Raw genomic sequence first — 23,781 nt, 5'->3', positions numbered from 1 at the left:
GTCATGGTCATCGGTCTCTCGCATTACCTGACCGTGGCGGCGATCCTGTTCACGCTGGGCACGCTCGGCATCTTCCTCAACCGGAAGAACGTGATCGTCATCCTGATGTCGGTCGAGCTGATCCTGCTCGCCGTGAACATCAACTTCGTCGCCTTCTCGGTGTTCCTCGGCAACATCACCGGACAGATCTTCGCGCTGTTCGTGCTGACGGTTGCCGCCGCCGAGGCGGCCATCGGCCTCGCCATCCTCGTGGTGTTCTACCGCAATCGCGGTTCGATCGCCGTCGAGGACATCAACACGATGAAGGGTTGAGGGAGACCCGTTTATGTATCAGGCGATCGTCTTCCTCCCACTCGCGGGCTTCCTGATCGCGGGGCTTTTCGGCCGCGTCATCGGTGCGCGCGCCTCCGAGATCGTGACCACCGGCGCCCTGTTCATCTCCTGCCTGCTGTCCTGGATCACCTTCATCCAGACCGGCTTCGGCGGGCAGGGCGGCACGGTCGAGCTCTTCACCTGGATTTCCTCCGGCGGCCTCGACGTGAAATGGGCGCTGCGCGTCGACACGCTGACCGCGATGATGCTCATCGTGGTGACCACCGTGTCCTCGCTGGTGCACCTCTATTCCGTCGGCTACATGCACGAGGATCCGAGCCGCCCGCGCTTCTTCGCCTATCTCTCGCTGTTCACCTTCGCCATGCTGATGCTGGTGACGGCGGACAACCTCGTGCAGCTGTTCTTCGGCTGGGAGGGCGTGGGCCTCGCCTCCTACCTGCTGATCGGCTTCTGGTACGAGAAGCCCTCGGCCTGCGCGGCGGCGATGAAGGCGTTCATCGTCAACCGCGTCGGCGATTTCGGCTTCGCGCTCGGCATCTTCGCCGTGTTCATGATGACCGGCGCGGTCGGCTTCGAGCAGGTCTTCGCCGCGGCGCCGTCGCTGGTCGGCAAGACCATCCACTTCCTCGGCCACGACTGGGACGCGCCGACCATCATCTGCCTGCTGCTGTTCGTCGGCGCCATGGGCAAGTCGGCGCAGTTCGGCCTGCACACATGGCTGCCGGACGCGATGGAGGGCCCGACCCCGGTCTCGGCGCTCATCCATGCCGCCACCATGGTGACGGCCGGCGTGTTCATGGTGGCGCGCCTGTCGCCGCTGTTCGAGCTGTCGCAGACCGCGCTCACCGTGGTGATCTTCTTCGGGGCGACTACCGCCTTCTTCGCGGCGACGGTCGGCCTCGTCCAGACCGACATCAAGCGGGTGATCGCCTACTCGACCTGCTCGCAGCTCGGCTACATGTTCGTGGCTCTCGGCGTCGGGGCCTATTCGATCGGCGTGTTCCACCTGTTCACCCATGCCTTCTTCAAGGCGCTGCTGTTCCTCGGCGCCGGCTCGGTCATCCATGCGATGCACCACGAGCAGGACATGCGGCACATGGGCGGGCTCGCGAAGAAGATCCCCTATACCTATGCCGCCATGGTGATCGGCACGCTGGCGCTGACCGGCTTCCCCTTCACCGCCGGCTACTATTCCAAGGACGCCATCATCGAGGCGGCCTTCGTCAGCCACAACCCGCTCGCCACCTATGGCTGGCTGAGCACGGTGGTGGCGGCGGCGCTGACCTCGTTCTATTCCTGGCGCCTCGCCTTCCTCACCTTCCACGGCCACACCCGCGCCGACCACCACACGTTCGACCACGCGCATGAATCGCCGCTGTCGATGATGGTTCCGCTCGGCGTGCTGTCGGTGGGGGCGCTCTTCGCCGGTATGATCTTCTATCCCTACTTCGCCGGTCACGATGTCGAGCACTTCTTCCGCGAAGCCATCTTCATGGCGCCGGACAACAAGATCCTGGAAGAGATCCACCACGTTCCCGCCTGGGCGAAATATGCGCCGACGGTGATGATGGTGCTCGGCTTCGTGCTCGCCTACTGGATGTACATCCTCAATCCGGCGGTGCCGAAGGCGCTGGCCAGGCGCAATGACGTTCTGTACCGCTTCCTGCTCAACAAGTGGTACATCGACGAGCTCTACGACTTCCTGTTCGTCCGGCCGACGATGTGGCTCGGCCGCTTCCTCTGGAAGGAAGGCGACGGGCGCGTCATCGACGGGTGGGGACCGAACGGCATCTCCGCGCGGGTGATCGACGTGACCAACCGCGTCGTGCGCCTGCAGACCGGCTATCTCTACCACTACGCGTTCGTGATGCTGGTCGGCGTCGCCGCCTTCATCACCTGGTTCATGTTCGGGGGGGCGCACTGATGTACGACTGGCCCATTCTTTCGGTCGTCGCCTTCCTGCCGGTGGTCGGCGCGCTGCTGATCGTGCTGATGATCCGCGGCGACGACGAGGTCGCGCAGCGCAATGCCCGCTGGGTCGCGCTGTGGGCGACCCTCGTCACCTTCCTGATCTCGCTGCTGCTGCTGTTCGGCTTCGATCCGGCCAATACCGACTTCCAGTTTCAGGAATACCGCCCCTGGCTGGGCGACATCGCCGCCTATCGCATGGGCGTGGACGGCATCTCGCTGCCCTTCGTGCTGCTCACCACGCTGCTGATGCCGATGTGCATCCTGGCGAGCTGGGAATCGATCCATGTGCGCGTCAAGGAGTACATGATCTGCTTCCTGGTGCTCGAGACGCTGATGATCGGCACCTTCACGTCGCTGGACCTGCTGCAGTTCTACATCTTCTTCGAAGGCGGCCTGATCCCGATGTTCCTCATCATCGGCATCTGGGGCGGCAAGCGGCGCATCTACGCCACCTTCAAGTTCTTCCTCTACACGCTGGCCGGCTCGGTGCTGATGATGCTCGCCATCATGGCGATGTACTGGCAGGCTGGCACCACCGACATCACCAAGCTGCTGACCTTCGGCTTCCCCGCCGGGATGCAGACCTGGCTCTGGCTCGCCTTCTTCGCCTCCTTCGCGGTGAAGATGCCGATGTGGCCGGTGCATACCTGGCTGCCGGACGCGCATGTCGAGGCACCGACCGCCGGCTCGGTCATTCTTGCCGGCATCATGCTGAAGATGGGCGGCTACGGCCTGCTGCGCTTCAGCCTGCCGATGTTCCCGGACGCCTCGGCCTATTTCGCGCCGTTCGTGTTCACCCTGTCGGTGGTGGCGATCATCTACACTTCGCTGGTCGCGCTGATGCAGGAAGACATCAAGAAGCTGATCGCCTACTCGTCGGTGGCGCACATGGGCTACGTCACCATGGGCATCTTCACCCTGACGCAGGAGGGCATCCAGGGCGCGGTGTTCCAGATGGTCAGCCACGGCTTCGTGTCGGGCGCGCTGTTCCTGTGCGTCGGCGTGGTCTATGACCGCATGCACACCCGCGAGATCGCCGCCTATGGCGGGCTGGTCAACCGGATGCCGGTCTACGCGACGGTGTTCATGGTGTTCACCATGGCCAATGTCGGCCTGCCCGGCACCTCCGGCTTCATCGGCGAGCTCCTGACCCTGCTCGCGGTGTTCGGCCGCAACAACTGGGTGGCGTTCTTCGCCACCACCGGCGTCATCCTGTCGGCGGCCTATGCGCTCTGGCTGTATCGCCGGGTGATCTTCGGGCCGCTGGAGAAGGAGAGACTGAAGGACATTCTCGACGTCAACCGCCGGGAGCTCGCCTCGCTCATCCCGCTGCTGTTCTTCACCATCCTGTTCGGCATCTGGCCGGGCCCGATCCTCGATGCGTGCAACGTCGCCGTGCAGGCGATCGTCGCCCGCGCCGATCTCGCCGCCGGCGCCGTCAAGGCTGCCGCGCTGGCGCTGCACTGACGGGGGCTGCCTTGAACCGATCCATGATGCTCGCGGAGCCCGTAAGATGACCTTCTCCCTCGCTGCGCTCGGCCCCGCGCTGCCGGAAATGCTCCTGGCCTTCGTCGCGCTGTCCCTGGTGCTGTTCGGCGCCATTGCCGGTTCGAAATCGGTGGACACGGTGAACGGCCTGGCGCTGGCGGCCCTGTTCGCCGCGCTGGTGCTGGTGCTGCTCGGCCCGTCCGAGCCGGCGGTGCTGTTCAACGGCAGCTTCCAGGTCGATGCCTATGCGCGCTTCCTGAAGGTGCTGACCCTGCTCGGCTCCGGCGGCGCGCTCGCCATGTCGGTGGACTGGCTGAAGGTCGAGAAGCAGAGCCGCTTCGAATACGCGATCCTGATCCTGCTCTCGACGCTCGGCATGATGATGCTGATCTCGGCCGGGGACCTCATCGCCCTCTATATGGGCCTCGAGCTGATGAGCCTGGCGCTCTACGTCATCGCGGCGAACAACCGGGATTCGGTGCGCTCCACCGAGGCGGGCCTGAAATATTTCGTCCTGGGCGCGCTGTCCTCCGGCATGCTGCTCTACGGCGCCTCGCTGATCTACGGCTTCACCGGCTCGGTGAACTTCGCCAGGATCGCCGATGCCGCGCGCGAGCCGTCGCTGGGGCTGATCTTCGGCATCGTGTTCATGTTCGCCGGCCTCGCCTTCAAGGTGTCGGCGGTGCCGTTCCACATGTGGACGCCGGACGTCTACGAGGGCGCGCCGACCCCGGTCACCGCCTTCTTCGGCGCCGCGCCGAAGGTGGCGGCCATCGCGGTGTTCGTGCGCTTCTCCATCGAGGCTCTGCCGAACGTCGCCCACCAGTGGCAGCAGATCGTGGTGTTCATCTCGCTGGCCTCGATGGTGCTCGGCGCCTTCGCCGCCATCGGCCAGAAGAACCTGAAGCGCCTGATGGCCTATTCCTCCATCGGCCACATGGGCTACGCGCTGGTCGGCCTCGCCGCCGGCACCGAGGAGGGCGTACGCGGCGTGCTCGTCTACATGACCGTCTATGTGGCGATGACGCTCGGCACCTTCGCCTGCATCCTGTCCATGCGCCGCAAGGACGGCATGGTGGAGACCTACGAGGACCTCGCCGGCCTCGCCCGCACCAGCCCGGTGAAGGCGTTCATGCTGGCGGCGCTGATGTTCTCGCTGGCCGGCATCCCGCCGCTCGCCGGCTTCCTGGCGAAGTACTACGTCTTCCTCGCGGCGATCCAGGCCGGGCTCTACACCCTGGCGGTGGTCGGCGTGCTGGCGAGCGTCGTCGGCGCGTTCTACTATCTGCGCATCGTCAAGGTGATGTATTTCGACGAGCCGGCCGCTCCGTTCGAGCCGATGCCGGGCGAGCTGAAGGCGGTGCTGGCGGTTTCCGGCCTGTTCACGCTGCTGCTCTTCGTCTATCCGGCGCCGTTGCTGGCTGCCGCGGGGGTGGCGGCGAAGGCGCTCTTCTGAGGATGGGCGCAGGACGGGGCGCAACGCCGGTCGTTCGTTTCGAGGAGATCGGCTCCACCAATTCGGAGGCGCTGGCCCGCGCAACCGGGGGGGCACCCACCGCCGCGCCCTGCTGGTTCGTGGCCGCCCGCCAGACCGCCGGCCGCGGCCGGCGCGGGCGGCCCTGGGATTCCCGGCCCGGCAATCTCTACGCCTCGCTGCTGCTGGTCGATCCCGGCCCGCCGGTGCGCCAGCCGGAGCTGTGCTTCGTCGCGGCGCTGGCGCTCTACGACGCGGTGCGGGCGGTGACCGGCATCGATCCCCTGCGCATCGGCGTGAAATGGCCGAACGACGTGCTCATCGACGGCGGCAAGCTCGCCGGCATCCTGCTCGAGGGCACGGTGCTGGCGGACCGGCGGATGGCGACGGTGATCGGCTTCGGCGTCAACTGCGCCCGCAGCCCCGGCGATGCTCCCTATCCGACTACCAGTCTCGCCGCCGCCGGGTTTCCGACCGAGCCAGACTCCTTGCTTTCGGCGCTCGATACCGCCATGCAGGCGCGACTTGCGCAATGGGATCGTGGCGAGGGGTTTTCGCGGACCCGCGAATCCTGGCTGCGCTGTGCGCTCGGCATCGGCCGGGCGGTGACGGTGCGGCTGCACGGTCGCGAGACCGAAGGCATATTCGAGGCGCTGGATTTTTCCGGTGCCCTGGTCCTGCGCCGCCCCGACGGGGTGCGCGAGACCATCCGTGCCGGCGACATTTTCCCGTCGTCGGCGGGTCATGGGTGATGAAAGGCAGTTGAGTGAGCAAGTCTTCGGACGAGTTGGTCTTCGCGGCACTGGGAGGCGTCGGCGAGATCGGCATGAATCTCGGGATCTACGGTTACGGCCCCCGCCACAAGCGGCAGTGGCTGGTCGTGGATCTCGGCATCTCCTTCGCCGGGCCGGACGTGCCGGGCGTGGACATCATCATGCCGGACATCGCCTTCCTCGATCGGGAGCGCGAGAACATCGTCGGCCTCGTGCTCACCCACGGCCATGAGGACCATGTCGGGGCGCTGGTCGATCTGTGGCCGCGCCTCGGCTGCCCGGTCTACACGACGCCTTTCACCGCCGCCCTGGCCGAGGCCCGCCGCCTTGGCGAGCCCGGCGCGCCGAAGATCCCGTTCCGCGTCGTCGCCTCGGGGGGGCGCGAGAAGATCGGCCCGTTCGATGTCGAGTTCGTGCCGGTGGCGCATTCGATTCCCGACAGCCATGCGCTGGCGCTGCGCACGCCGCTGGGCCTCGTGGTGCATACCGGCGACTGGAAGATCGACCCGACCCCGGTGGTCGGCAACGTCACCGATCCGGCCCGCTTCACCGCGCTCGGCGACGAGGGCGTGCGGGCGGTGATCTGCGATTCGACCAATGCCATTCGCGAGGGCGTCTCGCCGTCGGAAATCGAGGTCGGCGCCGTGCTGGCCGACCTGATGCGCGCCTCGCCCCATCGCGTCGCCGTCACCACCTTCGCCTCCAATGTCGCGCGCATCCGCTCGGTGGCGGAGGCGGCGATCTCGGTCGGACGCGAAGTGGTGCTGGTCGGCCGGGCGATGGAGCGCGTCATCGGCGTCGCGCGCGAGCAAAGGCTGCTCGACGGCCTGCCGCCGTTCCGCTCGGTGGATGCCTATGGCTTCCTGCCGCGCGAGAAGGTGGTGGCGATCCTCACCGGCAGCCAGGGCGAGCCGCGCGCGGCATTGGCCCGCATCGCCGATGACGATCACCCGGAGATCGCGCTTTCCGCCGGCGACCACGTCATCTTCTCCTCGCGCACCATTCCGGGCAACGAGCGGGCGGTGAACCGCATCATCAACGCGCTGATCCTGGATGGCGTGAAGGTGACCACCGACCGCGACGCGCTGGTGCATGTCTCCGGCCATCCGCGCCGCGGCGAGCTGGAGCAGATGTACAAGTGGCTGCGCCCGCGCATCTCTGTGCCGGTGCATGGCGAGCCGCTGCACCTGTCCGAGCACGCCGATCTCGCCCGCCGCATGGGCGCGCAGCAGGTGGTGCGCATCGTCGACGGCGACATGGTGCGGCTGATCGGCGAAGACCCGTCGCACGACGCCGAGGTGATCGAGGAGATCCCGGTCGGCAAGCTCTACAAGGACGGCCAGGTCCTGGTCGGCGACGCCGACCCGGCGATCGCCGAGCGCCGACGGCTGTCCTTCGCCGGCCTGGTGTCGGTGGCGGTGGCGATGACCTCCAAGGGCGAGGTGGTCGGCGACCCGATGATCGACCTCAGCGGCTTGCCGCAGCTCGGCCTTGGCGGCAAGCCGCTCGACGAGGTGATCGAGGACGCCATTCTCGACTGTCTCGACGGCCTGCCGAAGCCGCGCCGGCGCGACCCGGACGCGGTGGCGGAGTCGCTCACCCGCGCCGTACGCTCGCAGGTGAACGGCGCCTGGGGCAAGAAGCCGCTCTGCCATGTGCTGGTGATCACGGTATGAAGGACTTCGCCCGCTAGCGGGCGGGAGGTGCTGTCATGATCGGTCGTCTCAACCATGTCGCCATCGCGGTGCCGGACCTGGCCGCGGCGACCGCGCTTTATCGCGACACGCTCGGCGCTACGGTGTCCGAGGCGGTCGACCAGCCCGAGCACGGGGTGACGACGGTGTTCGTCGAGCTGCCCAATACCAAGATCGAGCTGCTCGGGCTGCTGGGGACCGGCTCGCCGGTGGCGAAATTCCTCGATCGCAACCCGGATGGCGGCATCCACCATATCTGCTACGAGGTCGACGATATCCTGGAGGCCCGCGACCGGCTGAAGGCGGCGGGCGCACGGGTGCTGGGCAGCGGCGAGCCGCGCCTCGGCGCCCATGGCAAGCCGGTGCTGTTCCTGCATCCCAAGGATTTCAACGGCACCCTCGTCGAACTGGAGCAGGCCTGAACCGTGCTCGGCATCGGCACCTATGTCGCGATCTATTTCATCGTCTGGTGGACGGTGATCTTCGCCACCCTGCCGTTCGGCGTGCGCTCGCAGCACGAGGACGGCGCGCTCGGCGACGGCACCGAGCCCGGCGCGCCGCAGCGCCCGCTGCTGCTGCGCAAGGCGATCGCCACCACGCTCATCTCCGCCGTCATCGTCGGGCTGTTCGCTTTCGCGATCGAGACCCACCGGCTGCGGCTCGACATGTTCCCGATGCCGTTCAAGGTCGATTGACCGGCCGTTTTGCTTGCCGGCAGGCAAAAAAAGAGGCGGGATCCGAGGATCCCGCCTTCTCTTTCGTCATGGCCGCCCGCGCCTGGTTCCGTCCCATTACGGTGATCCGCCAGGGGGCTTTCTTGCCGATCATTCCTCCCGAGACCCGGGCCGAACATCGCGCCTGAGCGTCGACGGGCGGACCCCTTTCTTGAGGAAATCAACATAGGCCGGAATTAACCTGCTTGTCATCCTTGCGCCGCAATAGATCGTTTGTGCAGCGCAATAGTCAAAAGTGCATCGGAAGCGTGGCGGGCGTTCACATCGGCGTCGCCACGCGGTTTCGGGCCGGGAGACGGGGCGGCGAGGGCTTGTCTTTTCGGCGCCGATCCGGTTTCACTCGGCTCCGTCTTTCCGGCCATCCGCGCCGGCCGAATCGCGAGTCCTGTCCGATGCGCCTGTCCCGCTACTTCCTTCCCATCCTGCGCGAAGTGCCGAAGGAAGCCGAAATCGTCTCGCACCGGCTGATGCTGCGCGCCGGCATGATCCGGCAGGAGAGCGCCGGCATCTATGCCTGGCTGCCGCTGGGCAAGCTGGTGCTCGACAAGATCTGCAAGGTCATCCGCGAGGAGCAGAACCGCTCCGGCGCCATCGAGATCCTGATGCCGACCATCCAGTCGGCGGATCTGTGGCGCGAGAGCGGGCGCTATGACGACTACGGCAAGGAAATGCTCCGCATCAAGGATCGCCACGAACGCGACATGCTGTTCGGGCCGACCAACGAGGAGATGCTGACCGAGATCGTTCGCGCCTATGTGAAGTCCTACAAGGACCTGCCGCTGAACCTCTACCATATCCAGTGGAAGTTCCGCGACGAGGTGCGCCCGCGCTTCGGCGTCATGCGCTCGCGCGAATTCCTGATGAAGGACGCCTATTCGGTCGACCTCGATTTCGACAGCGCCGTCACCGCCTATAACCGCATGTTCGTCGCCTATCTCAGGACCTTCGCGCGCCTCGGCCTCAAGGCGATCCCGATGGTGGCCGATACCGGCCCGATCGGCGGCAATCACAGCCACGAATTCATCATCCTCGCCTCCACCGGCGAGAGCGAGGTGTTCTGCCACGCCGACTATCTCGGCATGGCGACGCCGGGCGCCGATGTCGATTTCGCCGACCCGGCGCAGCTGCAGTCGATCGTCGACCAGTGGACCAGTCTCTACGCGGCCACCGAGGAGAAGCACGACGCCGACGCCTTCGCGCAGGTGCCGGAGGAGAGCCGGCTGTCGGCGCGCGGCATCGAGGTCGGCCACATCTTCTATTTCGGCACCAAATATTCCGAGCCGATGGGCGCCAAGGTCACCGGGCCGGACGGCGTCGAGCGCCCGGTCCACATGGGCTCCTACGGCATCGGCCCGTCGCGTCTGGTGGCGGCGATCATCGAGGCCTCGCATGACGAGAACGGCATCATCTGGCCGGAGGCGATCGCGCCGTTCCGCGTCGGCATCCTGAACCTCAAGGCCGGCGACGCGGCCACCGACGCCGCCTGCGAGAGCCTCTATGCCGATCTGACCGCCCGCGGCGTCGACGTGCTCTATGATGATACCGAGGAGCGTCCCGGCTCCAAGTTCGCCACCGCCGACCTGATCGGCCTGCCCTGGCAGATCATCGTCGGGCCGAAGGGCCTCGCCGCCGGCACGGTGGAGCTGAAGCGCCGGGCCGACGGCTCGCGCGAAAACCTCACCGTCGCGGCGGCGCTCGCCCGCATTCTCGAATGAGCCCGGCGGGCGGAGGACAGATGGCGGCCAAGGTCGCGGAAAAAGCTGCCGCACGCGCGGCAAAGCCGGCGAAGAAGCCGGCTGCGCCCTCGGCGACCGGAGGCGAGCCGTCCGGCACGCGCCCGTTCAGCGCCTTCGAATGGATGCTGTCGCTGCGCTATCTGCGCGCGCGCCGCAAGGAAGGCTTCATCTCGGTCATCGCCGGCTTCTCCTTCCTCGGCATCGTGCTGGGCGTGGCGACGCTGATCATCGTCATGGCGGTGATGAACGGCTTCCGCACCGAGCTGCTGTCGAAGATCCTCGGCCTCAACGGCCATCTGCTGGTACAGCCGATCGACAGCCCGCTCACCGATTACGACGCGGTGGCCAAGCGCATCGCCGGCGTGCCGGGCATCAAGTTCGCCGTGCCGCTGATCGAGGGACAGGCGCTGGCCTCCTCGGCGTTCAATGCCAGCGGCGTGCTGGTGCGCGGCATCTCGGAGGCCAATCTGCGGGACCTGCCCTCGATCGGCTCCAACATCCGCGAAGGCACGCTGGAGGGCTTCGACAGCGGGGAGGGGATCGCCATCGGCAAGCGCCTCGCCGACCAGCTGTCGCTGCATGCCGGCGACAACATGACCCTGGTCTCGCCGCGCGGTGCCGTCACCCCGATGGGGACCTCGCCGCGCATAAAGGCCTACCGCATCGCCGCCATCTTCGAGATCGGCATGTCGGAATATGACGGCGCCTTCGTGTTCATGCCGCTGCCGGAGGCGCAGGCCTATTTCAACAAGGACGGCGACGTTACCGCCATCGAGGTCTACACCGACAATCCCGACGCCATCGAGCGCTACCGGGCCGAGGTGCAGCAGGCGGCGGGCCGGCCGGTCTATATCGTCGACTGGCGACAGCGAAACGCCACCTTCTTCAACGCGCTGCAGGTGGAGCGGAACGTGATGTTCCTCATCCTCACCCTCATCGTGGTGGTGGCGGCGTTCAACATCGTGTCCGGCCTCAACATGCTGGTGAAGGACAAGGGCCGCGACATCGGCATCCTGCGCACCATGGGCGCCTCGCGCGGGGCGATCATGCGCATCTTCCTGGTCACCGGCGCGGCGATCGGCGTCGTGGGCACGCTGGCGGGCTTCCTGCTCGGGCTCGTCGTCTGCCTGAACGTCGAGGAGATCCGCCAGTTCATCTCCTGGCTCACCGCCACCGAGCTGTTCTCGCCGGAACTCTATTATCTCTCGCGCCTGCCGGCCGAGATGAATGCCGGCGAGACCGCGACCGTGGTGGTCATGGCGCTGGTCCTGTCCTTCCTCGCTCCGCTCTACCCGTCCTGGCGCGCCGCGCGCCTCGATCCGGTGGAAGCGCTGCGCTACGAGTGAGGCCCGCATGGCCGCCGCGCTGCGCCTCGAAGCCATCGAACGCCGCTACGTCCAGGGTGAGGGCACGCTGGAAATTCTGCGCGGCGCCGATTTCGTCGTGATGGAGGGTCAGTCGGTGGCGCTGGTCGCGCCCTCCGGCACCGGCAAGTCGACGCTCCTGCACATTGCCGGCCTGCTGGAGCACCAGGATGCCGGCGAGGTGCATATCGGCAGCCAGCCGACCGCCGGCCTGCCGGATGCCGAGCGCACCCGCATCCGCCGCACCGATATCGGCTTCGTCTACCAGTTCCACCATCTCCTGCCGGAATTCTCGGCGCTGGAGAATGTGATGCTGCCGCAGATGATCCGCGGCCTCGCCAAGCGCGAGGCGGCCAGGCGCGGCACCGAGCTGCTGACCTATCTCGGCCTCGGCAAGCGGCTGGAGCACCGCCCCGGCGAATTGTCGGGCGGCGAGCAGCAGCGCGTCGCCATCGCCCGCGCCGTCGCCAACGCGCCGCGGGTGCTGCTGGCCGACGAGCCGACCGGCAATCTCGACCCGCACACCGCCGACCATGTGTTCGGTGCCTTGCAGCAACTGGTGGAGGCGACGGGACTGGCGGCGGTGATCGCCACCCATAATCTCGAACTTGCCTATCGCATGCATCGGCGCGTCACCATCCAGGACGGACAGGTGGTGGAGCTGGCCTGATAGGGGCCGGACGGTTGTGGCGGAGGTGTCCTGTATTATGTTACCTCTTTCCCGCCAGCGAGAATCGTCCGAATGAACCTGCCGAGCAGCGATCCTCTGACGCTCATGTCCATCGCCGTGGTGGCGGCGGTGGCGCTGATCGTCATGCTGCGGCTGCTTGGCACCCGTTATGTGCCGCCGACCGCATGGCAGCGCCTCGCCGGCGACGGCGACTACGACTATCTGGTCGACCATGCCGACGAACATCAGGCGACGCTCGACCGTTTCTCGGTGCGGGCCTCCACCCCGTCGGGCTATGACTGTGTCGCCGAGCTGGTGCCGGAGGCGTCGCAGGCGCGCGATGCCATCCGCATCCGGGTGGTGATCGAGGGCGCCACCGTCGGCGAGATCTGCCGTAGCGAGGTGATGACCTTCCTGGAGGCGATGGACGGCAAGCCGGCGCGCTGCAGCGCGCTGATCGTCGGCGCCGACGCGTTCGGTGGAAGCGGACTGTCGGTGCGCCTCGACCTCTTCTGGCCGCCCCGTATCGGCTGAATATTGCCGAGAATTCGACACGTCACGTTAGCGCTTCCGCAACCACGACCTGGAACAGAGAGGGAACAAAGCTTGACCTGAAGCGGCTTATCCCCGATGTTCTCTGTATGTTCCATACTCAAATGGATCAAACGGAGGTCGCCATGATCCGCATCCTGTTGCAGGAAGTCGCCGCCCTGTCGTCCATCGGCCTGTTCGTCGCGATGATCGGCATCTGGGCCGGGGTATTCACCGGCGTATAGAGGATGGCGGGGAAACACCGCGCCGCCTGTGGACGCCGAGGTGGACGCCGCGGGGCGCGATGCCCACCATGAAGGCCGATTGAGTCGCGAAAGGAAGTTCCCATGGCCGAGGCCGATGTCGGATTCGTGCATCTCCACGTCCATTCCTCCTATTCGCTGCTGGAAGGGGCGCTGCCGGTCGGCAAGCTCGCCGATCTGGTCAAGAAGGACCATCAGCCGGCCATCGCGCTGACCGACACCGGCAATCTGTTCGGCGCGCTGGAATTCTCCGAGAAGATGGCCGGCGCCGGCATCCAGCCCATCGTCGGCTGCGCGCTCGCCATCGATTTCGGCGACCAGGCCGGTCGCGGCCCGGCGCATGCGCAACGTCCCCGCCTGGTGCTGCTCGCCGCCGACGAGACCGGCTGGGGGCACCTGATGGAGCTGGTGTCGCGCTCCTATCTCGACACCGCCGACGATGGCGCCCCGCATATCAAGGCGGACTGGCTGGAGGCCCGCGCCGCCGGCCTGATCTGCCTCACGGGCGGTCCCTCCGGCCCCATCGACCGGGCGATCGTGCTCGGCGCGCCGGATGTCGCCGCCCAGCGGCTGGAGGCCCTCAAGGTCCTGTTCGGCGACCGGCTCTATGTCGAGATCCAGCGTCACGGCATCGCCGAGGAGCGCCGGGTCGAGCGCACGCTGGTCGATTTCGCCTATCGCATGGAAGTGCCGCTGGTCGCCGCCAACGAGCCGTTCTTCGGCACGCAGGACGACTACGAGGCGCATGACGCGCTGATCTGCATCGCCGAGGGGCGGCTGGTGGCGGAGAGCGAGCGGCGCCAGCTCACGCCGCATCACCGTTTCCGCACAAGGGCGGAGATGATCAAGCTGTTCGAGGACCTGCCCGAGGCGCTGGCCAACACCGTCGAGATCGCCCGCCGCTGCGCCTATCGCCCGCGCACGGTGAAGCCGATCCTGCCGCGCTTCACCATGGAGCGCGACGAGGCCGAGGAGTTGCGCGTGCAGGCGGAGGAGGGGTTGGCGGCGCGTCTGGCCGTTCACGGCCCGGCGCCGGATCTCACCGAGAAGGACTATCGCGACCGTCTGGCCTTCGAGCTCGACATCATCACCAAGATGAAGTTCCCCGGCTATTTCCTCATCGTGTCGGACTTCATCAAATGGGCGAAGCAGCACGATATCCCGGTCGGGCCGGGCCGCGGCTCGGGCGCCGGCTCGCTGGTCGCCTATTCGCTGACCATCACCGATCTCGATCCGCTGCGCTTCGGGCTGCTGTTCGAGCGCTTCCTCAATCCCGAGCGCGTGTCGATGCCCGATTTCGACATCGATTTCTGCCAGGAGCGCCGCGACGAGGTGATCCGCTACGTGCAGCAGCGCTACGGCCGCGACCAGGTGGCGCAGATCATCACCTTCGGTACGCTGCAGGCGCGCGGCGTGCTGCGCGACGTCGGCCGGGTGCTGGAAATGCCCTATGGCCAGGTCGACAAGCTGTGCAAGCTGGTGCCGCAGAACCCGGCCAATCCGGTGACGCTGAAGCAGGCGATCAACGACGAGCCGAAGCTTCAGGCGGAAGCCGACGCCAACCCGGTGGTGAAGCGCGCCTTCGACATCGCCACCCGGCTGGAAGGGCTCAACCGCCACGCCTCCACCCATGCCGCCGGCATCGTCATCGGCGATCGGCCGCTCTCCCGGCTGGTGCCGCTCTATCGCGATCCGCGCTCCGACATGCCGGTGACGCAGTACAACATGAAGTGGATCGAGCAGGCCGGGCTGGTGAAGTTCGACTTTCTCGGCCTGAAGACGCTGACCGTGCTGCAGACCGCGGTGCGGCTCGTCGGCCAGCGCGGCATCAAGCTCGATCTCGGCACCATCGCGCTCGACGACGAGAAAAGCTACGCGATGATGACGCGCGGCGAGACGGTCGGGGTGTTCCAGGTGGAAAGCGCCGGCATGCGGCGCGCCCTCGTCGACATGAAGCCGGACCGGCTGGAGGACATCATCGCGCTAGTGGCGCTGTACCGTCCGGGCCCGATGGCCAATATCCCGGTCTATTGCGCGGTGAAGAACGGGCAGGAAAAGGCCGAGTATGTCCACCCGGCGCTCGAAGCCAGCCTGAAGGAGACCTACGGCGTCATCATCTACCAGGAGCAGGTGATGCAGATCGCGCAGACGCTGTCGGGCTATTCGCTCGGCGAGGCGGATCTGCTGCGCCGCGCCATGGGCAAGAAGATCCGCGCCGAGATGGACAAGCAGCGCGAGCGCTTCGTCGACGGCGCCGTCGAGCGCGGCGTGCCGAAGGCCAAGGCCTCGGAGATCTTCGACCTGCTGGCCAAGTTCGCCGATTACGGCTTCAACAAGAGCCACGCCGCCGCCTATGCGCTGGTCGCCTACCAGACCGCCTTCATGAAGGCCAACTACGCCACCGAGTTCCTCGCCGCCTCGATGACGCTCGACATGGGCAATACCGACAAGCTGGCGGAATTCCGCCAGGAGGCGCAGCGGCTCGATATCGTGGTGGTGCCGCCCTCGGTGAACCATTCCGGCCGCGATTTCGCGGTGAAGGACGGGCGCATCCACTATGCGCTCGCCGCCATCAAGGGGGTGGGCGTGCAGGCCGTGGACGCCATCGTCGAGGCGCGGGGCGACCGGCCGTTCAAGGACCTCGCCGACTTCGCCGCCCGCATCAACGCCAAGGCGCTGAACAAGCGGACCATGGAGAGCCTGGTCAATGCCGGCGCCTTCGACTCGCTGGAGCCGAACCGCGCCCGCGCGAGTGCCGCCGTCGAGGCGGTGCTCGGCCATGCGCAGGCGGCGAGCGCCGAGGCCGCCTCCGGCCAGTGGAACATGTTCGGCGGCGAGACGGTGAAGGTCGACCTGCATATTCCCCATGTCGAGGCCTGGCTGCCGGCCGACCGGCTGCAGAAGGAGTACGACGCCATCGGCTTCTTCCTCACCGGCCATCCGCTCGACGATTACGGCAAGGCGCTGGAGCGCTTCCGGGTGCAGCGCTGGAGCGACTTCTCCCGCTCGGTGCGCGCCGGCGCCACCGCCGGGCGGCTGGCCGCCACCGTGGTGAGCCGGCAGGAGCGGCGCACCAAGAGCGGCAGCAAGATGGGCATTGTCGGCCTGTCGGATCCATCCGGCCAGTTCGAGGCGATCCTGTTCTCCGAGGCGCTGAACCAGTTCCGCGACCTGCTGGAGCCGGGCACCGCGCTGCTGCTGCACGTCGCCGCCGAATTGCAGGGCGAGGACGTGCGCGCGCGCATCCAGACCGCCGAGCCGCTCGACCAGGCCGCGGCCAAGATGCAGAAGGGCCTGCGCATCTTCCTGCGCTCGACCGACCCGCTGGAGAGCGTCGCCTCGCGGCTCGGCTCGCTCGGCGGCGGGCGCGGCGACGGCGAGGTCGCCTTCGTGCTGCTGCTCGGCGAGAAGGGCGCCACCGAGGTGGAGGTGAAGCTTCCCGGCCGCTTCGGCCTCTCGCCGCAGATCGCCGGCGCCATCAAGGCGGTGCCCGGCGTGGTGGCGGTGGAGATGCATTGAGGCCGCCGGTTTGTGAGGGCCCCCGTTTCTGAAACCACCCGTTTCTCTTGCCTAAGACCGTCACCTCGCCTATAAGCCGCGCCATCCCGCACGCGGACTTCGCGGCCGGGCTCTTTTCCATGCGTGGAAGGGGCAATCCGGCCGCTCCGGTGCCGCCGCCGAATCCTTCGGCACGGCCATGTCCGCGGAGGCTAACCGGAAGAGAGACGACCATGGCACTTCCCGATTTCACCATGCGCCAGCTGCTTGAAGCTGGCGTGCATTTCGGCCATCAATCCCACCGCTGGAACCCGAAGATGGCCCCGTTCATCTTCGGCACCCGCAACAACATCCACATCATCGACCTCGCCCAGACGGTGCCTTCACTGGCCCGCGCGCTGCAGGCGGTGTCCGACACTGTGGCCCGCGGCGGCCGCGTGCTGTTCGTCGGCACCAAGCGCCAGGCGGCCGATTCGGTGGCGGATGCGGCCAAGCGTTCGGCCCAGTATTACGTCAATTCCCGCTGGCTCGGCGGCATGCTGACCAACTGGAAGACCATTTCCCACTCCATCGCCCGCCTGAAGAAGCTCGAAGAGCTGCTCAATGCCGGCGAAGGCGTCGGCTACACCAAGAAGGAGCGCCTGACGCTCCAGCGCGAGCGCGAGAAGCTCGACCGCGCCCTTGGCGGCATCCGCGACATGGGCGGCCTGCCGGACCTGCTGTTCGTCATCGATACCAACAAGGAAGACCTCGCGGTCGCCGAGGCGCGCCGCCTGGGCATTCCGGTCGCGGCCATCCTCGACACCAATTGCGATCCCGACGGCATCTCCTACCCGGTGCCGGGCAATGACGACGCCGGCCGCGCCATCAACCTCTATTGCGACCTCATCGCCCGCGCGGCGATCGACGGCATCGGCCGCGCCCAGGGCGATATCGGCATCGATATCGGCGCCTCCGAGGTTCCGATGGTCGAGGAACTGCCGGCCGAGACCGTGTGGTCGAGCTTCGAGCCGCTCTCGGGTCCGCGCGGCATCGCCGACGACCTGAAGAAGCTGACCGGCGTGTCGCCCGCCATCGAGAAGAAGCTGACCGATCTCGGCATCTTCCACTATTCGCAGATCGCCTCCCTCGATGCGGCCGATGCGCACCGCCTCGGCGAGGAAGTGGGTCTGCCCGGCCGCGTCGACGGCTGGATCGCCCAGGCCAAGGGGCTGACCGCCGACGTCGAGTGACGCAGGCGGAAGGGTTTTGCGGCAGCCTTGCGCTGCCGTCGAGTTCGTGAAGGCGCGGCCGGCCCGGAACCCTCCGGCCGGCCGTGTCGTCGAATGACACATGAGATCGTGTGAGGAATAGGAATATGGCCAACATCACCGCGGGCATGGTGAAGGAGCTGCGCGAGAAGACCGGCGCGGGCATGATGGACTGCAAGAACGCGCTCGGCGAAGTCGCGGGCGACATCGAGGCGGCCGTCGACTGGCTGCGCAAGAAGGGCCTTGCCAAGGCGGCCAAGAAGGCCGGCCGCGTCGCCGCCGAGGGCCTCATCGGCCTCGCGCTCGCCGGCACCAAGGGCGTGGTGGTCGAGGTGAATTCGGAGACCGACTTCGTCGCCCGCAACGAGCAGTTCCAGGCGCTGGTGCGCAACATCGCCCAGGTCGCGCTCGGCGCCGGCGACGATGTCGCCGCGCTGGCCTCGGCCGCCTATCCCGGCGGCGGCACCGTCGCCGAGGCGGTCTCCACCGCCATCGCCACCATCGGCGAGAACATGAACCTGCGCCGCGCCAAGCAGCTGGAAGTCGGCTCCGGCGTCGTCGCCAGCTACATCCACGGCTCGGTGGGCGAGGGCCTCGGCAAGATCGGCGTGCTGGTCGCGCTCGAATCGACCGGCAAGAGCGAGGAGCTCGCTGCCCTCGGCCGCCAGGTCGCCATGCATGTGGCCGCCGCCAACCCGCAGGCGCTCGACGCCTCCGCCATCGATCCCGAGCTGGTGGCGCGCGAGCGCAACGTGCTGGCCGAGAAGGCCAAGGCGTCCGGCAAGCCGGACAACGTGGTCGAGAAGATCGTCGAGAGCGGCCTGAAGACCTATTACAAGGAAGTCACGCTGCTCGAGCAGGCCTTCATCCACGAGCCCTCCAAGACCGTCGCCCAGGCGGTGAAGGAGAGCGAGGGCAAGGTCGGCGCTCCGGTGAAGATCACCGGCTTCGTGCGCTTCGCCCTCGGCGAAGGCGTCGAGAAGCAGGAGAGCGACTTCGCCGCCGAGGTCGCCGCGGCCGCCGGCGCCTGAGACGCACAAAGCGTTTGATAAGACCACGCCGGGCCGCCACGCGTGAGCCCGGCGTGTTTTACTCCGGCGGCGGCGCGGATCGCCGCGCGAAAGCTCGGAAGGTGCCTCATGACCACAGCGGCGGAACCGCAAATCACGTACCGGCGCGTGCTGGTGAAGGTGTCCGGTGAAGCGCTGATGGGCAGCGAGGCGTTCGGCCTCCACTGGCCGACCATCGAGGGCATCGCCCGCGATCTCGCCGATGCACGCAGCAGCGGCGCCGAGGTGGCCGTGGTGGTGGGCGGCGGCAACATCCTGCGCGGCGCCAGCGTCGCCGGCCGCGGCCTCGACCGCGCCACCGCCGACCATATGGGCATGCTGGCGACAGTGATGAACGCGCTGGCGCTGGAGAAGGCGATCGAGGAGGCCGGCACCCCGGCCCGCACGCTCTCCGCCATTCCGATGCCGACCATCTGCGAGCCCTATGCCCGCCAGACCGCCTCGCGCCACCTGTCGCGCGGGCGCATCGTCGTGCTGGCCGGCGGCACCGGCAATCCCTATTTCACCACCGATACCGGCGCCGTGCTGCGCGCCGCCGAACTGGAATGCGACGCGGTGATGAAGGCGACCAATGTCGACGGCGTCTACACCGCCGATCCCAAGCTGGACCCGACCGCGACCCGCTACGAGCGGCTGACGCATGACGAGGCACTGGCCAAGGACCTCAAGGTGATGGACGCCGCCGCCTTCGCGCTGGCGCGCGAGGCGAAGCTGCCGATCATCGTTTTTTCCATCCGTCAGCCCGGCGCCATCGAGGATGCGGTGCGGGGAAGGGGGCGCTCCACCACCGTCGCGCCGTAGCCAGCGGTCTCCCCGCTTGCCTCGCGCGGCAATCCATCTGATATAGCCGGGTCCGGCCGCTCGAGGCGCGGTTGCCGCCGTGAGCGGCCCGCGCGACGCGAACCCGGCGCATGACGAAGACGAGGGTCCGCTATGAGCACTGGTCCGACCGATATTGCCGATCTGAAGCGCCGCATGCAGGGCGCCATCGGTGTCCTGAAGCAGGAGCTGAGCGGCCTGCGCACCGGGCGCGCCTCGGCGAGCCTGCTGGAGCCGATCCAGGTGGATGCCTATGGCAGCCACATGCCGCTGAGCCAGGTGGCGTCGATCAACGTGCCCGAGCCACGCCTGCTGTCGGTGCAGGTGTGGGACCGCGGGATGACCTCGGCGGTGGAGAAGGCGATTCGCGAGTCCAATCTCGGCCTCAACCCGCAGACCGAGGGCCAGGTGATCCGCGTGCGTATTCCCGAGCTTACCCAGGACCGCCGCCAGGAGCTGGTGAAGGTTGCCCATAAATATGCCGAAGCCTGCCGGGTCTCGGTGCGCCACGTGCGCCGCGACGGCATGGACAGCCTGAAGAAGGCCGAGAAGGACGGCGACATGAGCTCCGACGACCTCGACCGCCTGAGCGACCAGGTCCAGAAGGCGACGGACCAGTCGATCGCCGAGATCGACCAGGTGCTCGCGTCGAAGGAAAAGGAAATCCTGGCGGTTTGAGTGCGGCGCCGGTCGGTGGCGCGGAGGTCGACCTCCTTGAAGATCGCGAAGTTGGACGTGTCAGACGATGCACCGATCGAGGCCGGACAGCCGGAGGCTGCGCCGACCGGGCGAGCGGTGCCGCGACACGTCGCCATCATCATGGATGGCAACGGGCGCTGGGCGACGGCGCATGGGCTGCCGCGCTTCGAGGGACACCGCCGCGGCGTCGAGGCGGTGCGCCGCACGATCCGCGCGGCGATCGAGCTCGGCATCGAGGCGCTGACCGTCTTCAGCTTCTCCAGCGAGAACTGGTCGCGCCCCGAGGGCGAGATCGACGAGCTGATGGGGCTGCTCAAGCTGTTCATCCGCCGCGACCTCCAGGACCTCCACGCCCGCAACGTGCGGGTGCGCATCCTCGGCGAGGGCCATCCGCGCGACGGCGAGATCGAGGCCATGCTGCGCGAGGCCGAAGCCCTCACGCGCGGCAATGACGGGCTGACGCTCGCGGTCGCCTTCAATTACGGCTCGCAGAACGAGATTGCCCGCGCCGCCCGCACGCTGGCCCGCGAGGTGGCGGCCGGCCGCCTGAGCCCGGAGGACGTCACCCCCGCGCGCATCGCCGGCGCGCTGGACACCGCCGAACTGCCGCCGCTCGACCTCATCGTGCGCACCAGCGGCGAGCAGCGGCTGTCGAATTTCCTGCTCTGGCAGGCGGCCTATGCCGAACTGGTGTTCCTGCCGGTGCTGTGGCCGGATTTCGACCGCGGCTGGCTTGAGCGTGCCCTCGACGAATTCGGCAGACGCGAGCGGCGCTTCGGCGGCCTCGACACGGCCGGGCGTTCGTGACTTGAAGATCGGTGCCGATTTCCTGCCGCGACTGGGCTCGGCGCTGGTGCTGGGCCCGCTGGTCATCGCCGCCGCGGTGTGGGGCGGCCGGCCCTTCGTGCTGCTGTGTTTCCTCGCCTCGCTGCTGATCCTGCGGGAATGGATCGACATGGCGCGGCTGACGCCGATCTCCGCCGTGGTCGGGCTCGGCGGCGCCGGCATCGCGGTCGCCCTGTTCGGTCTCGTCGCCGGCCCGCCGACACTGGCGCTCGCCCTTCCAGCCGGCGCGCTGGGGGCGGCGCTGGCGGCGCGGGGCGGGAAGAGCATGCGGCTGTGGGCCCTGGTCGGCGTGCTCTATGCGGGGGCGCTGGCATTCTCGGTCACCGCGCTGCGGCTCGATCCCGGCCTCGGCTTCGTCGCGGTCGTCTGGCTGCTGGCGGTGGTGTGGGCCAGCGACATCGCCGCCTATTTCTGCGGCCGGCTGATCGGCGGTCCGAAGCTCTGGCCGCGGGTCAGCCCCAACAAGACCTGGTCGGGCGCCATCGGCGGCAGCCTGTTCGCGGTGGCGGCCGGCATGCTCACCGTGCGGCTCGCCGGCATCGAATCGGCGTTGCTGGCGGCACCGGCCGCTCTCGCCGCCAGCGTGTTCAGCCAGGCGGGCGACCTGTTCGAATCCGCCATGAAGCGGCGCTTCGGCGTGAAGGATTCCGGCCATCTCATTCCCGGCCATGGCGGGCTCATGGATCGGCTCGACGGGTTCATCGCGGCGGCGGCCTTCGCCTGCGTCATCGGCCTCGCCCGCCATCCGGCGGCGCCGGCGGCGGGCCTTCTGGTGTGGTAGGGCGACGCAATCGGCCCGCCATCCCCGGCAAAAATGGCGCGCTGCCGTTTCTCTGCCAAACTTGACCGCGACATCTACCGCGAGCGGATCGCAAGGCTGCGGTCGTCGCGCACAATAGGAAACCGAAATGGGTGTGCTCTCGTCGATGGGTGGTAGCGCCGAATGGCTGCTCGGCTACCTCCTGCCGTTCCTGTTCGTGCTGACGATCGTGGTGTTCTTCCATGAGCTCGGCCATTTCTGGGTGGCGCGCCGGGCGGGCGTGAAGGTGGTGGCGTTCTCGATCGGCTTCGGGCCGGAGATCGTCGGCTTCAACGACCGCCACGGCACGCGCTGGAAGGTCTCGGCCATCCCGCTCGGCGGCTATGTGAAGTTCCTCGGCGACGACAATGCCGCCAGCGCCCCGGACCGCGACGGGCTGTCGCAGATGACCGAGGCGGAGAAGAAGGTGAGCTTCTTCCACAAGCCGGTGGGCGCGCGGGCGGCGATCGTCGCCGCCGGGCCGATCGCCAATTTCATCCTCGCCATCGTCATCTTCGCCGGCCTGTTCATGACGGTCGGCCGGCAGGTGACGACGCCGCGGGTCGATTCGATCCAGGCCGGCAGCGCCGCCGAGCGCGCGGGCTTCCAGCCGCAGGACCTCATCCTCTCCATCGACGGCACGCCGATCGAATCGTTCGGCGACATGCAGCGCATCGTCAGCGCCAGCGCCGACCAGAAGCTGGCCGTGGTGGTGGAGCGCGGCGGCGTGCACGAGACGCTGACCGCGACGCCGGACCGGCGCGAGATCACCGACACGTTCGGCAATGTCCACCGCATCGGCGTGCTCGGCATTTCCCGCTCGACCGGGGCGGGGGAGGTGACCACCCAGCGCTTCGGGCCGGTGGAAGCGGTGGGGCTCGCCGGCAAGGAGGTGTGGTTCATCGTCGATCGAACCTTCTCCTATCTCGGCGGCGTGGTCACCGGGCGCGAATCGGCCGACCAGCTCGGCGGCCCGATCCGCATCGCCCAGGTCTCGGGCCAGGTGGCGACCTTCGGCATCGGCGCGCTCCTGCAGCTCGCGGCGGTCCTGTCGGTTTCGATCGGTCTTCTTAACCTCTTTCCCGTACCCTTGCTCGACGGTGGACATCTGATGTTCTACGCCATCGAAGCGCTGCGCGGCCGCCCGCTCAGCGATCGGGCGCAGGAGGTCGGGTTCCGCATCGGTTTGGCGCTGGTCCTCATGCTCATGCTGTTTGCGACGTGGAACGATATTCTCAATATATCAAAATCTTGACGGGTCTCCGCCGAAGCGTTGCCGACGTGCCACGGGGTCGGGAAAAGGCGCGCGGGCGCGGGTTGCTTCGGTTTGCAGGCCTGGGAAAAGCCTGTACAAGCGGAATGCAGGGTGAAGGATCGTGCCTGTTTACGTGCGCGTGAACAGGCCGGCGTCAGAACAACGGTAAGGTTGCGCACCAAATGGCTGTTAGTGTCCGGTTCGTGAGTAAGATGGCTTCGGTCCTGGGCGTCGTCGCCCTGGTGGCCGTCGCGGGGGTCGCCGGATCGGTTCTCGCGCCCGTCAGCGCCGTCGCGCAGACCGCGAATTCGATCATCGTCGAAGGCAACCGCCGGGTCGACGCCGAAACCATCCGCACCTATTTTGGTGCGCCGCCGTTGACGCCGGCCAAGATCGACGAGGGCCTGAAGGCGCTGTACGCCACCGGGCTGTTTTCTGACGTGCGCATTTCCAATCGCGGCGGCCGCCTGGTGGTGATCGTGGCCGAGAACGAGGTGATCAACAAGGTCGCCTT

At 67.5% G+C, this 23,781-nt stretch carries 20 protein-coding genes and 1 pseudogene; all 21 read left to right on the top strand.

Features of this window, described 5'->3' with window-relative positions; all coding sequences use genetic code 11:
• The first annotated feature begins 3 nt into the window (after positions 1-3).
• Positions 4-312: an NADH-quinone oxidoreductase subunit NuoK gene (gene nuoK, locus AC1RU4_RS13615; RefSeq protein WP_492891634.1), complete on the top strand. Its 309-nt coding sequence runs from the start codon at positions 4-6 to the stop codon at positions 310-312.
• Between the two features lie 13 nt (positions 313-325).
• Positions 326-2,257: an NADH-quinone oxidoreductase subunit L gene (gene nuoL, locus AC1RU4_RS13610; protein WP_492891633.1), complete on the top strand. Its 1,932-nt coding sequence runs from the start codon at positions 326-328 to the stop codon at positions 2,255-2,257.
• The gene (locus AC1RU4_RS13605) at positions 2,257-3,771 is read left to right on the top strand and encodes an NADH-quinone oxidoreductase subunit M (protein WP_492891632.1); all 1,515 of its coding nucleotides are present in this window, start codon (positions 2,257-2,259) and stop codon (positions 3,769-3,771) included. The genes nuoL and AC1RU4_RS13605 overlap by 1 nt, the downstream gene beginning before the upstream one ends.
• A gap of 46 nt (positions 3,772-3,817) precedes the next feature.
• Positions 3,818-5,248 (top strand): NADH-quinone oxidoreductase subunit NuoN, encoded by a 1,431-nt coding sequence (gene nuoN, locus AC1RU4_RS13600; protein WP_492891631.1) that lies wholly within the window; start codon positions 3,818-3,820, stop codon positions 5,246-5,248.
• 2 nt (positions 5,249-5,250) lie between these two features.
• Positions 5,251-6,018: a biotin--[acetyl-CoA-carboxylase] ligase gene (locus tag AC1RU4_RS13595; protein WP_492891630.1), complete on the top strand. Its 768-nt coding sequence runs from the start codon at positions 5,251-5,253 to the stop codon at positions 6,016-6,018.
• Positions 6,019-6,032: 14 nt separating this feature from the next.
• Positions 6,033-7,715, top strand: coding sequence for a ribonuclease J (locus AC1RU4_RS13590; RefSeq protein ID WP_492891629.1), 1,683 nt, complete (start codon positions 6,033-6,035; stop codon positions 7,713-7,715).
• Between the two features lie 35 nt (positions 7,716-7,750).
• Positions 7,751-8,155, top strand: a complete 405-nt coding sequence (mce, locus tag AC1RU4_RS13585; RefSeq protein ID WP_492891628.1) for a methylmalonyl-CoA epimerase — start codon at positions 7,751-7,753, stop codon at positions 8,153-8,155.
• Positions 8,156-8,158: 3 nt separating this feature from the next.
• Complete coding sequence (locus AC1RU4_RS13580; RefSeq protein WP_492891627.1) at positions 8,159-8,428, top strand: DUF1467 family protein; 270 nt, start codon at positions 8,159-8,161, stop codon at positions 8,426-8,428.
• A gap of 431 nt (positions 8,429-8,859) precedes the next feature.
• Complete coding sequence (gene proS / locus AC1RU4_RS13575; RefSeq protein WP_492891626.1) at positions 8,860-10,182, top strand: proline--tRNA ligase; 1,323 nt, start codon at positions 8,860-8,862, stop codon at positions 10,180-10,182.
• Between the two features lie 143 nt (positions 10,183-10,325).
• Positions 10,326-11,549 carry a lipoprotein-releasing ABC transporter permease subunit gene (locus AC1RU4_RS13570; RefSeq protein ID WP_492891862.1) on the top strand — a complete coding sequence of 408 codons (1,224 nt, stop codon included), beginning with the start codon at positions 10,326-10,328 and terminating at the stop codon, positions 11,547-11,549.
• A 7-nt stretch (positions 11,550-11,556) separates the two neighbouring features.
• Positions 11,557-12,237 carry an ABC transporter ATP-binding protein gene (locus AC1RU4_RS13565; protein WP_492891625.1) on the top strand — a complete coding sequence of 227 codons (681 nt, stop codon included), beginning with the start codon at positions 11,557-11,559 and terminating at the stop codon, positions 12,235-12,237.
• 72 nt (positions 12,238-12,309) lie between these two features.
• A complete protein-coding gene (locus AC1RU4_RS13560) occupies positions 12,310-12,771 on the top strand; it encodes a hypothetical protein (RefSeq protein WP_492891624.1) in 462 nt (153 codons plus the stop codon).
• Positions 12,772-13,115: 344 nt separating this feature from the next.
• Complete coding sequence (dnaE, locus tag AC1RU4_RS13555) at positions 13,116-16,550, top strand: DNA polymerase III subunit alpha (RefSeq protein ID WP_492891623.1); 3,435 nt, start codon at positions 13,116-13,118, stop codon at positions 16,548-16,550.
• Between the two features lie 212 nt (positions 16,551-16,762).
• Positions 16,763-17,761: a 30S ribosomal protein S2 gene (locus AC1RU4_RS13550; protein WP_492891622.1), complete on the top strand. Its 999-nt coding sequence runs from the start codon at positions 16,763-16,765 to the stop codon at positions 17,759-17,761.
• Positions 17,762-17,886: 125 nt separating this feature from the next.
• Positions 17,887-18,810 carry a translation elongation factor Ts gene (gene tsf / locus AC1RU4_RS13545; RefSeq protein WP_492891621.1) on the top strand — a complete coding sequence of 308 codons (924 nt, stop codon included), beginning with the start codon at positions 17,887-17,889 and terminating at the stop codon, positions 18,808-18,810.
• Between the two features lie 108 nt (positions 18,811-18,918).
• A complete protein-coding gene (pyrH, locus tag AC1RU4_RS13540; protein ID WP_492891620.1) occupies positions 18,919-19,650 on the top strand; it encodes a UMP kinase in 732 nt (243 codons plus the stop codon).
• Positions 19,651-19,782: 132 nt separating this feature from the next.
• Positions 19,783-20,346 carry a ribosome recycling factor gene (gene frr, locus AC1RU4_RS13535; RefSeq protein WP_492891619.1) on the top strand — a complete coding sequence of 188 codons (564 nt, stop codon included), beginning with the start codon at positions 19,783-19,785 and terminating at the stop codon, positions 20,344-20,346.
• Between the two features lie 141 nt (positions 20,347-20,487).
• Positions 20,488-21,174, top strand: a complete 687-nt coding sequence (locus AC1RU4_RS13530; RefSeq protein WP_492891861.1) for an isoprenyl transferase — start codon at positions 20,488-20,490, stop codon at positions 21,172-21,174.
• A gap of 1 nt (position 21,175) precedes the next feature.
• On the top strand, positions 21,176-21,994 hold the full coding sequence (locus tag AC1RU4_RS13525) for a phosphatidate cytidylyltransferase (RefSeq protein ID WP_492891618.1): 819 nt from the start codon (positions 21,176-21,178) through the stop codon (positions 21,992-21,994).
• Between the two features lie 127 nt (positions 21,995-22,121).
• Complete coding sequence (gene rseP, locus AC1RU4_RS13520; RefSeq protein WP_492891617.1) at positions 22,122-23,267, top strand: RIP metalloprotease RseP; 1,146 nt, start codon at positions 22,122-22,124, stop codon at positions 23,265-23,267.
• 212 nt (positions 23,268-23,479) lie between these two features.
• A pseudogene (locus AC1RU4_RS13515) lies at positions 23,480-23,781 on the top strand (outer membrane protein assembly factor BamA); the annotation flags it as partial.

This window comes from Ancylobacter sp. GW821-FHT10E12, from assembly GCF_058809335.1.
Note: the sequence above shows the minus strand (reverse complement) of the source record. Positions and strands in the feature narration are given on the sequence as shown.

Excerpts from the sequence above, each read along its gene's own strand:
- pyrH (WP_492891620.1), top strand. The coding sequence starts at position 18,919 with ATGACCACAGCGGCGGAACCGCAAATCACGTACCGGCGCGTGCTGGTG.
- AC1RU4_RS13595 (WP_492891630.1), top strand. The coding sequence starts at position 5,251 with ATGGGCGCAGGACGGGGCGCAACGCCGGTCGTTCGTTTCGAGGAGATC.
- rseP (WP_492891617.1), top strand. The coding sequence starts at position 22,122 with ATGGGTGTGCTCTCGTCGATGGGTGGTAGCGCCGAATGGCTGCTCGGC.
- AC1RU4_RS13570 (WP_492891862.1), top strand. The coding sequence starts at position 10,326 with ATGCTGTCGCTGCGCTATCTGCGCGCGCGCCGCAAGGAAGGCTTCATC.
- nuoL (WP_492891633.1), top strand. The coding sequence starts at position 326 with ATGTATCAGGCGATCGTCTTCCTCCCACTCGCGGGCTTCCTGATCGCG.
- nuoK (WP_492891634.1), top strand. The coding sequence starts at position 4 with ATGGTCATCGGTCTCTCGCATTACCTGACCGTGGCGGCGATCCTGTTC.
- AC1RU4_RS13530 (WP_492891861.1), top strand. The coding sequence starts at position 20,488 with ATGGATGGCAACGGGCGCTGGGCGACGGCGCATGGGCTGCCGCGCTTC.
- dnaE (WP_492891623.1), top strand. The coding sequence starts at position 13,116 with ATGGCCGAGGCCGATGTCGGATTCGTGCATCTCCACGTCCATTCCTCC.
- AC1RU4_RS13560 (WP_492891624.1), top strand. The coding sequence starts at position 12,310 with ATGAACCTGCCGAGCAGCGATCCTCTGACGCTCATGTCCATCGCCGTG.
- nuoN (WP_492891631.1), top strand. The coding sequence starts at position 3,818 with ATGACCTTCTCCCTCGCTGCGCTCGGCCCCGCGCTGCCGGAAATGCTC.
- frr (WP_492891619.1), top strand. The coding sequence starts at position 19,783 with ATGAGCACTGGTCCGACCGATATTGCCGATCTGAAGCGCCGCATGCAG.
- AC1RU4_RS13565 (WP_492891625.1), top strand. The coding sequence starts at position 11,557 with ATGGCCGCCGCGCTGCGCCTCGAAGCCATCGAACGCCGCTACGTCCAG.
- AC1RU4_RS13550 (WP_492891622.1), top strand. The coding sequence starts at position 16,763 with ATGGCACTTCCCGATTTCACCATGCGCCAGCTGCTTGAAGCTGGCGTG.
- mce (WP_492891628.1), top strand. The coding sequence starts at position 7,751 with ATGATCGGTCGTCTCAACCATGTCGCCATCGCGGTGCCGGACCTGGCC.
- proS (WP_492891626.1), top strand. The coding sequence starts at position 8,860 with ATGCGCCTGTCCCGCTACTTCCTTCCCATCCTGCGCGAAGTGCCGAAG.
- tsf (WP_492891621.1), top strand. The coding sequence starts at position 17,887 with ATGGCCAACATCACCGCGGGCATGGTGAAGGAGCTGCGCGAGAAGACC.
- AC1RU4_RS13605 (WP_492891632.1), top strand. The coding sequence starts at position 2,257 with ATGTACGACTGGCCCATTCTTTCGGTCGTCGCCTTCCTGCCGGTGGTC.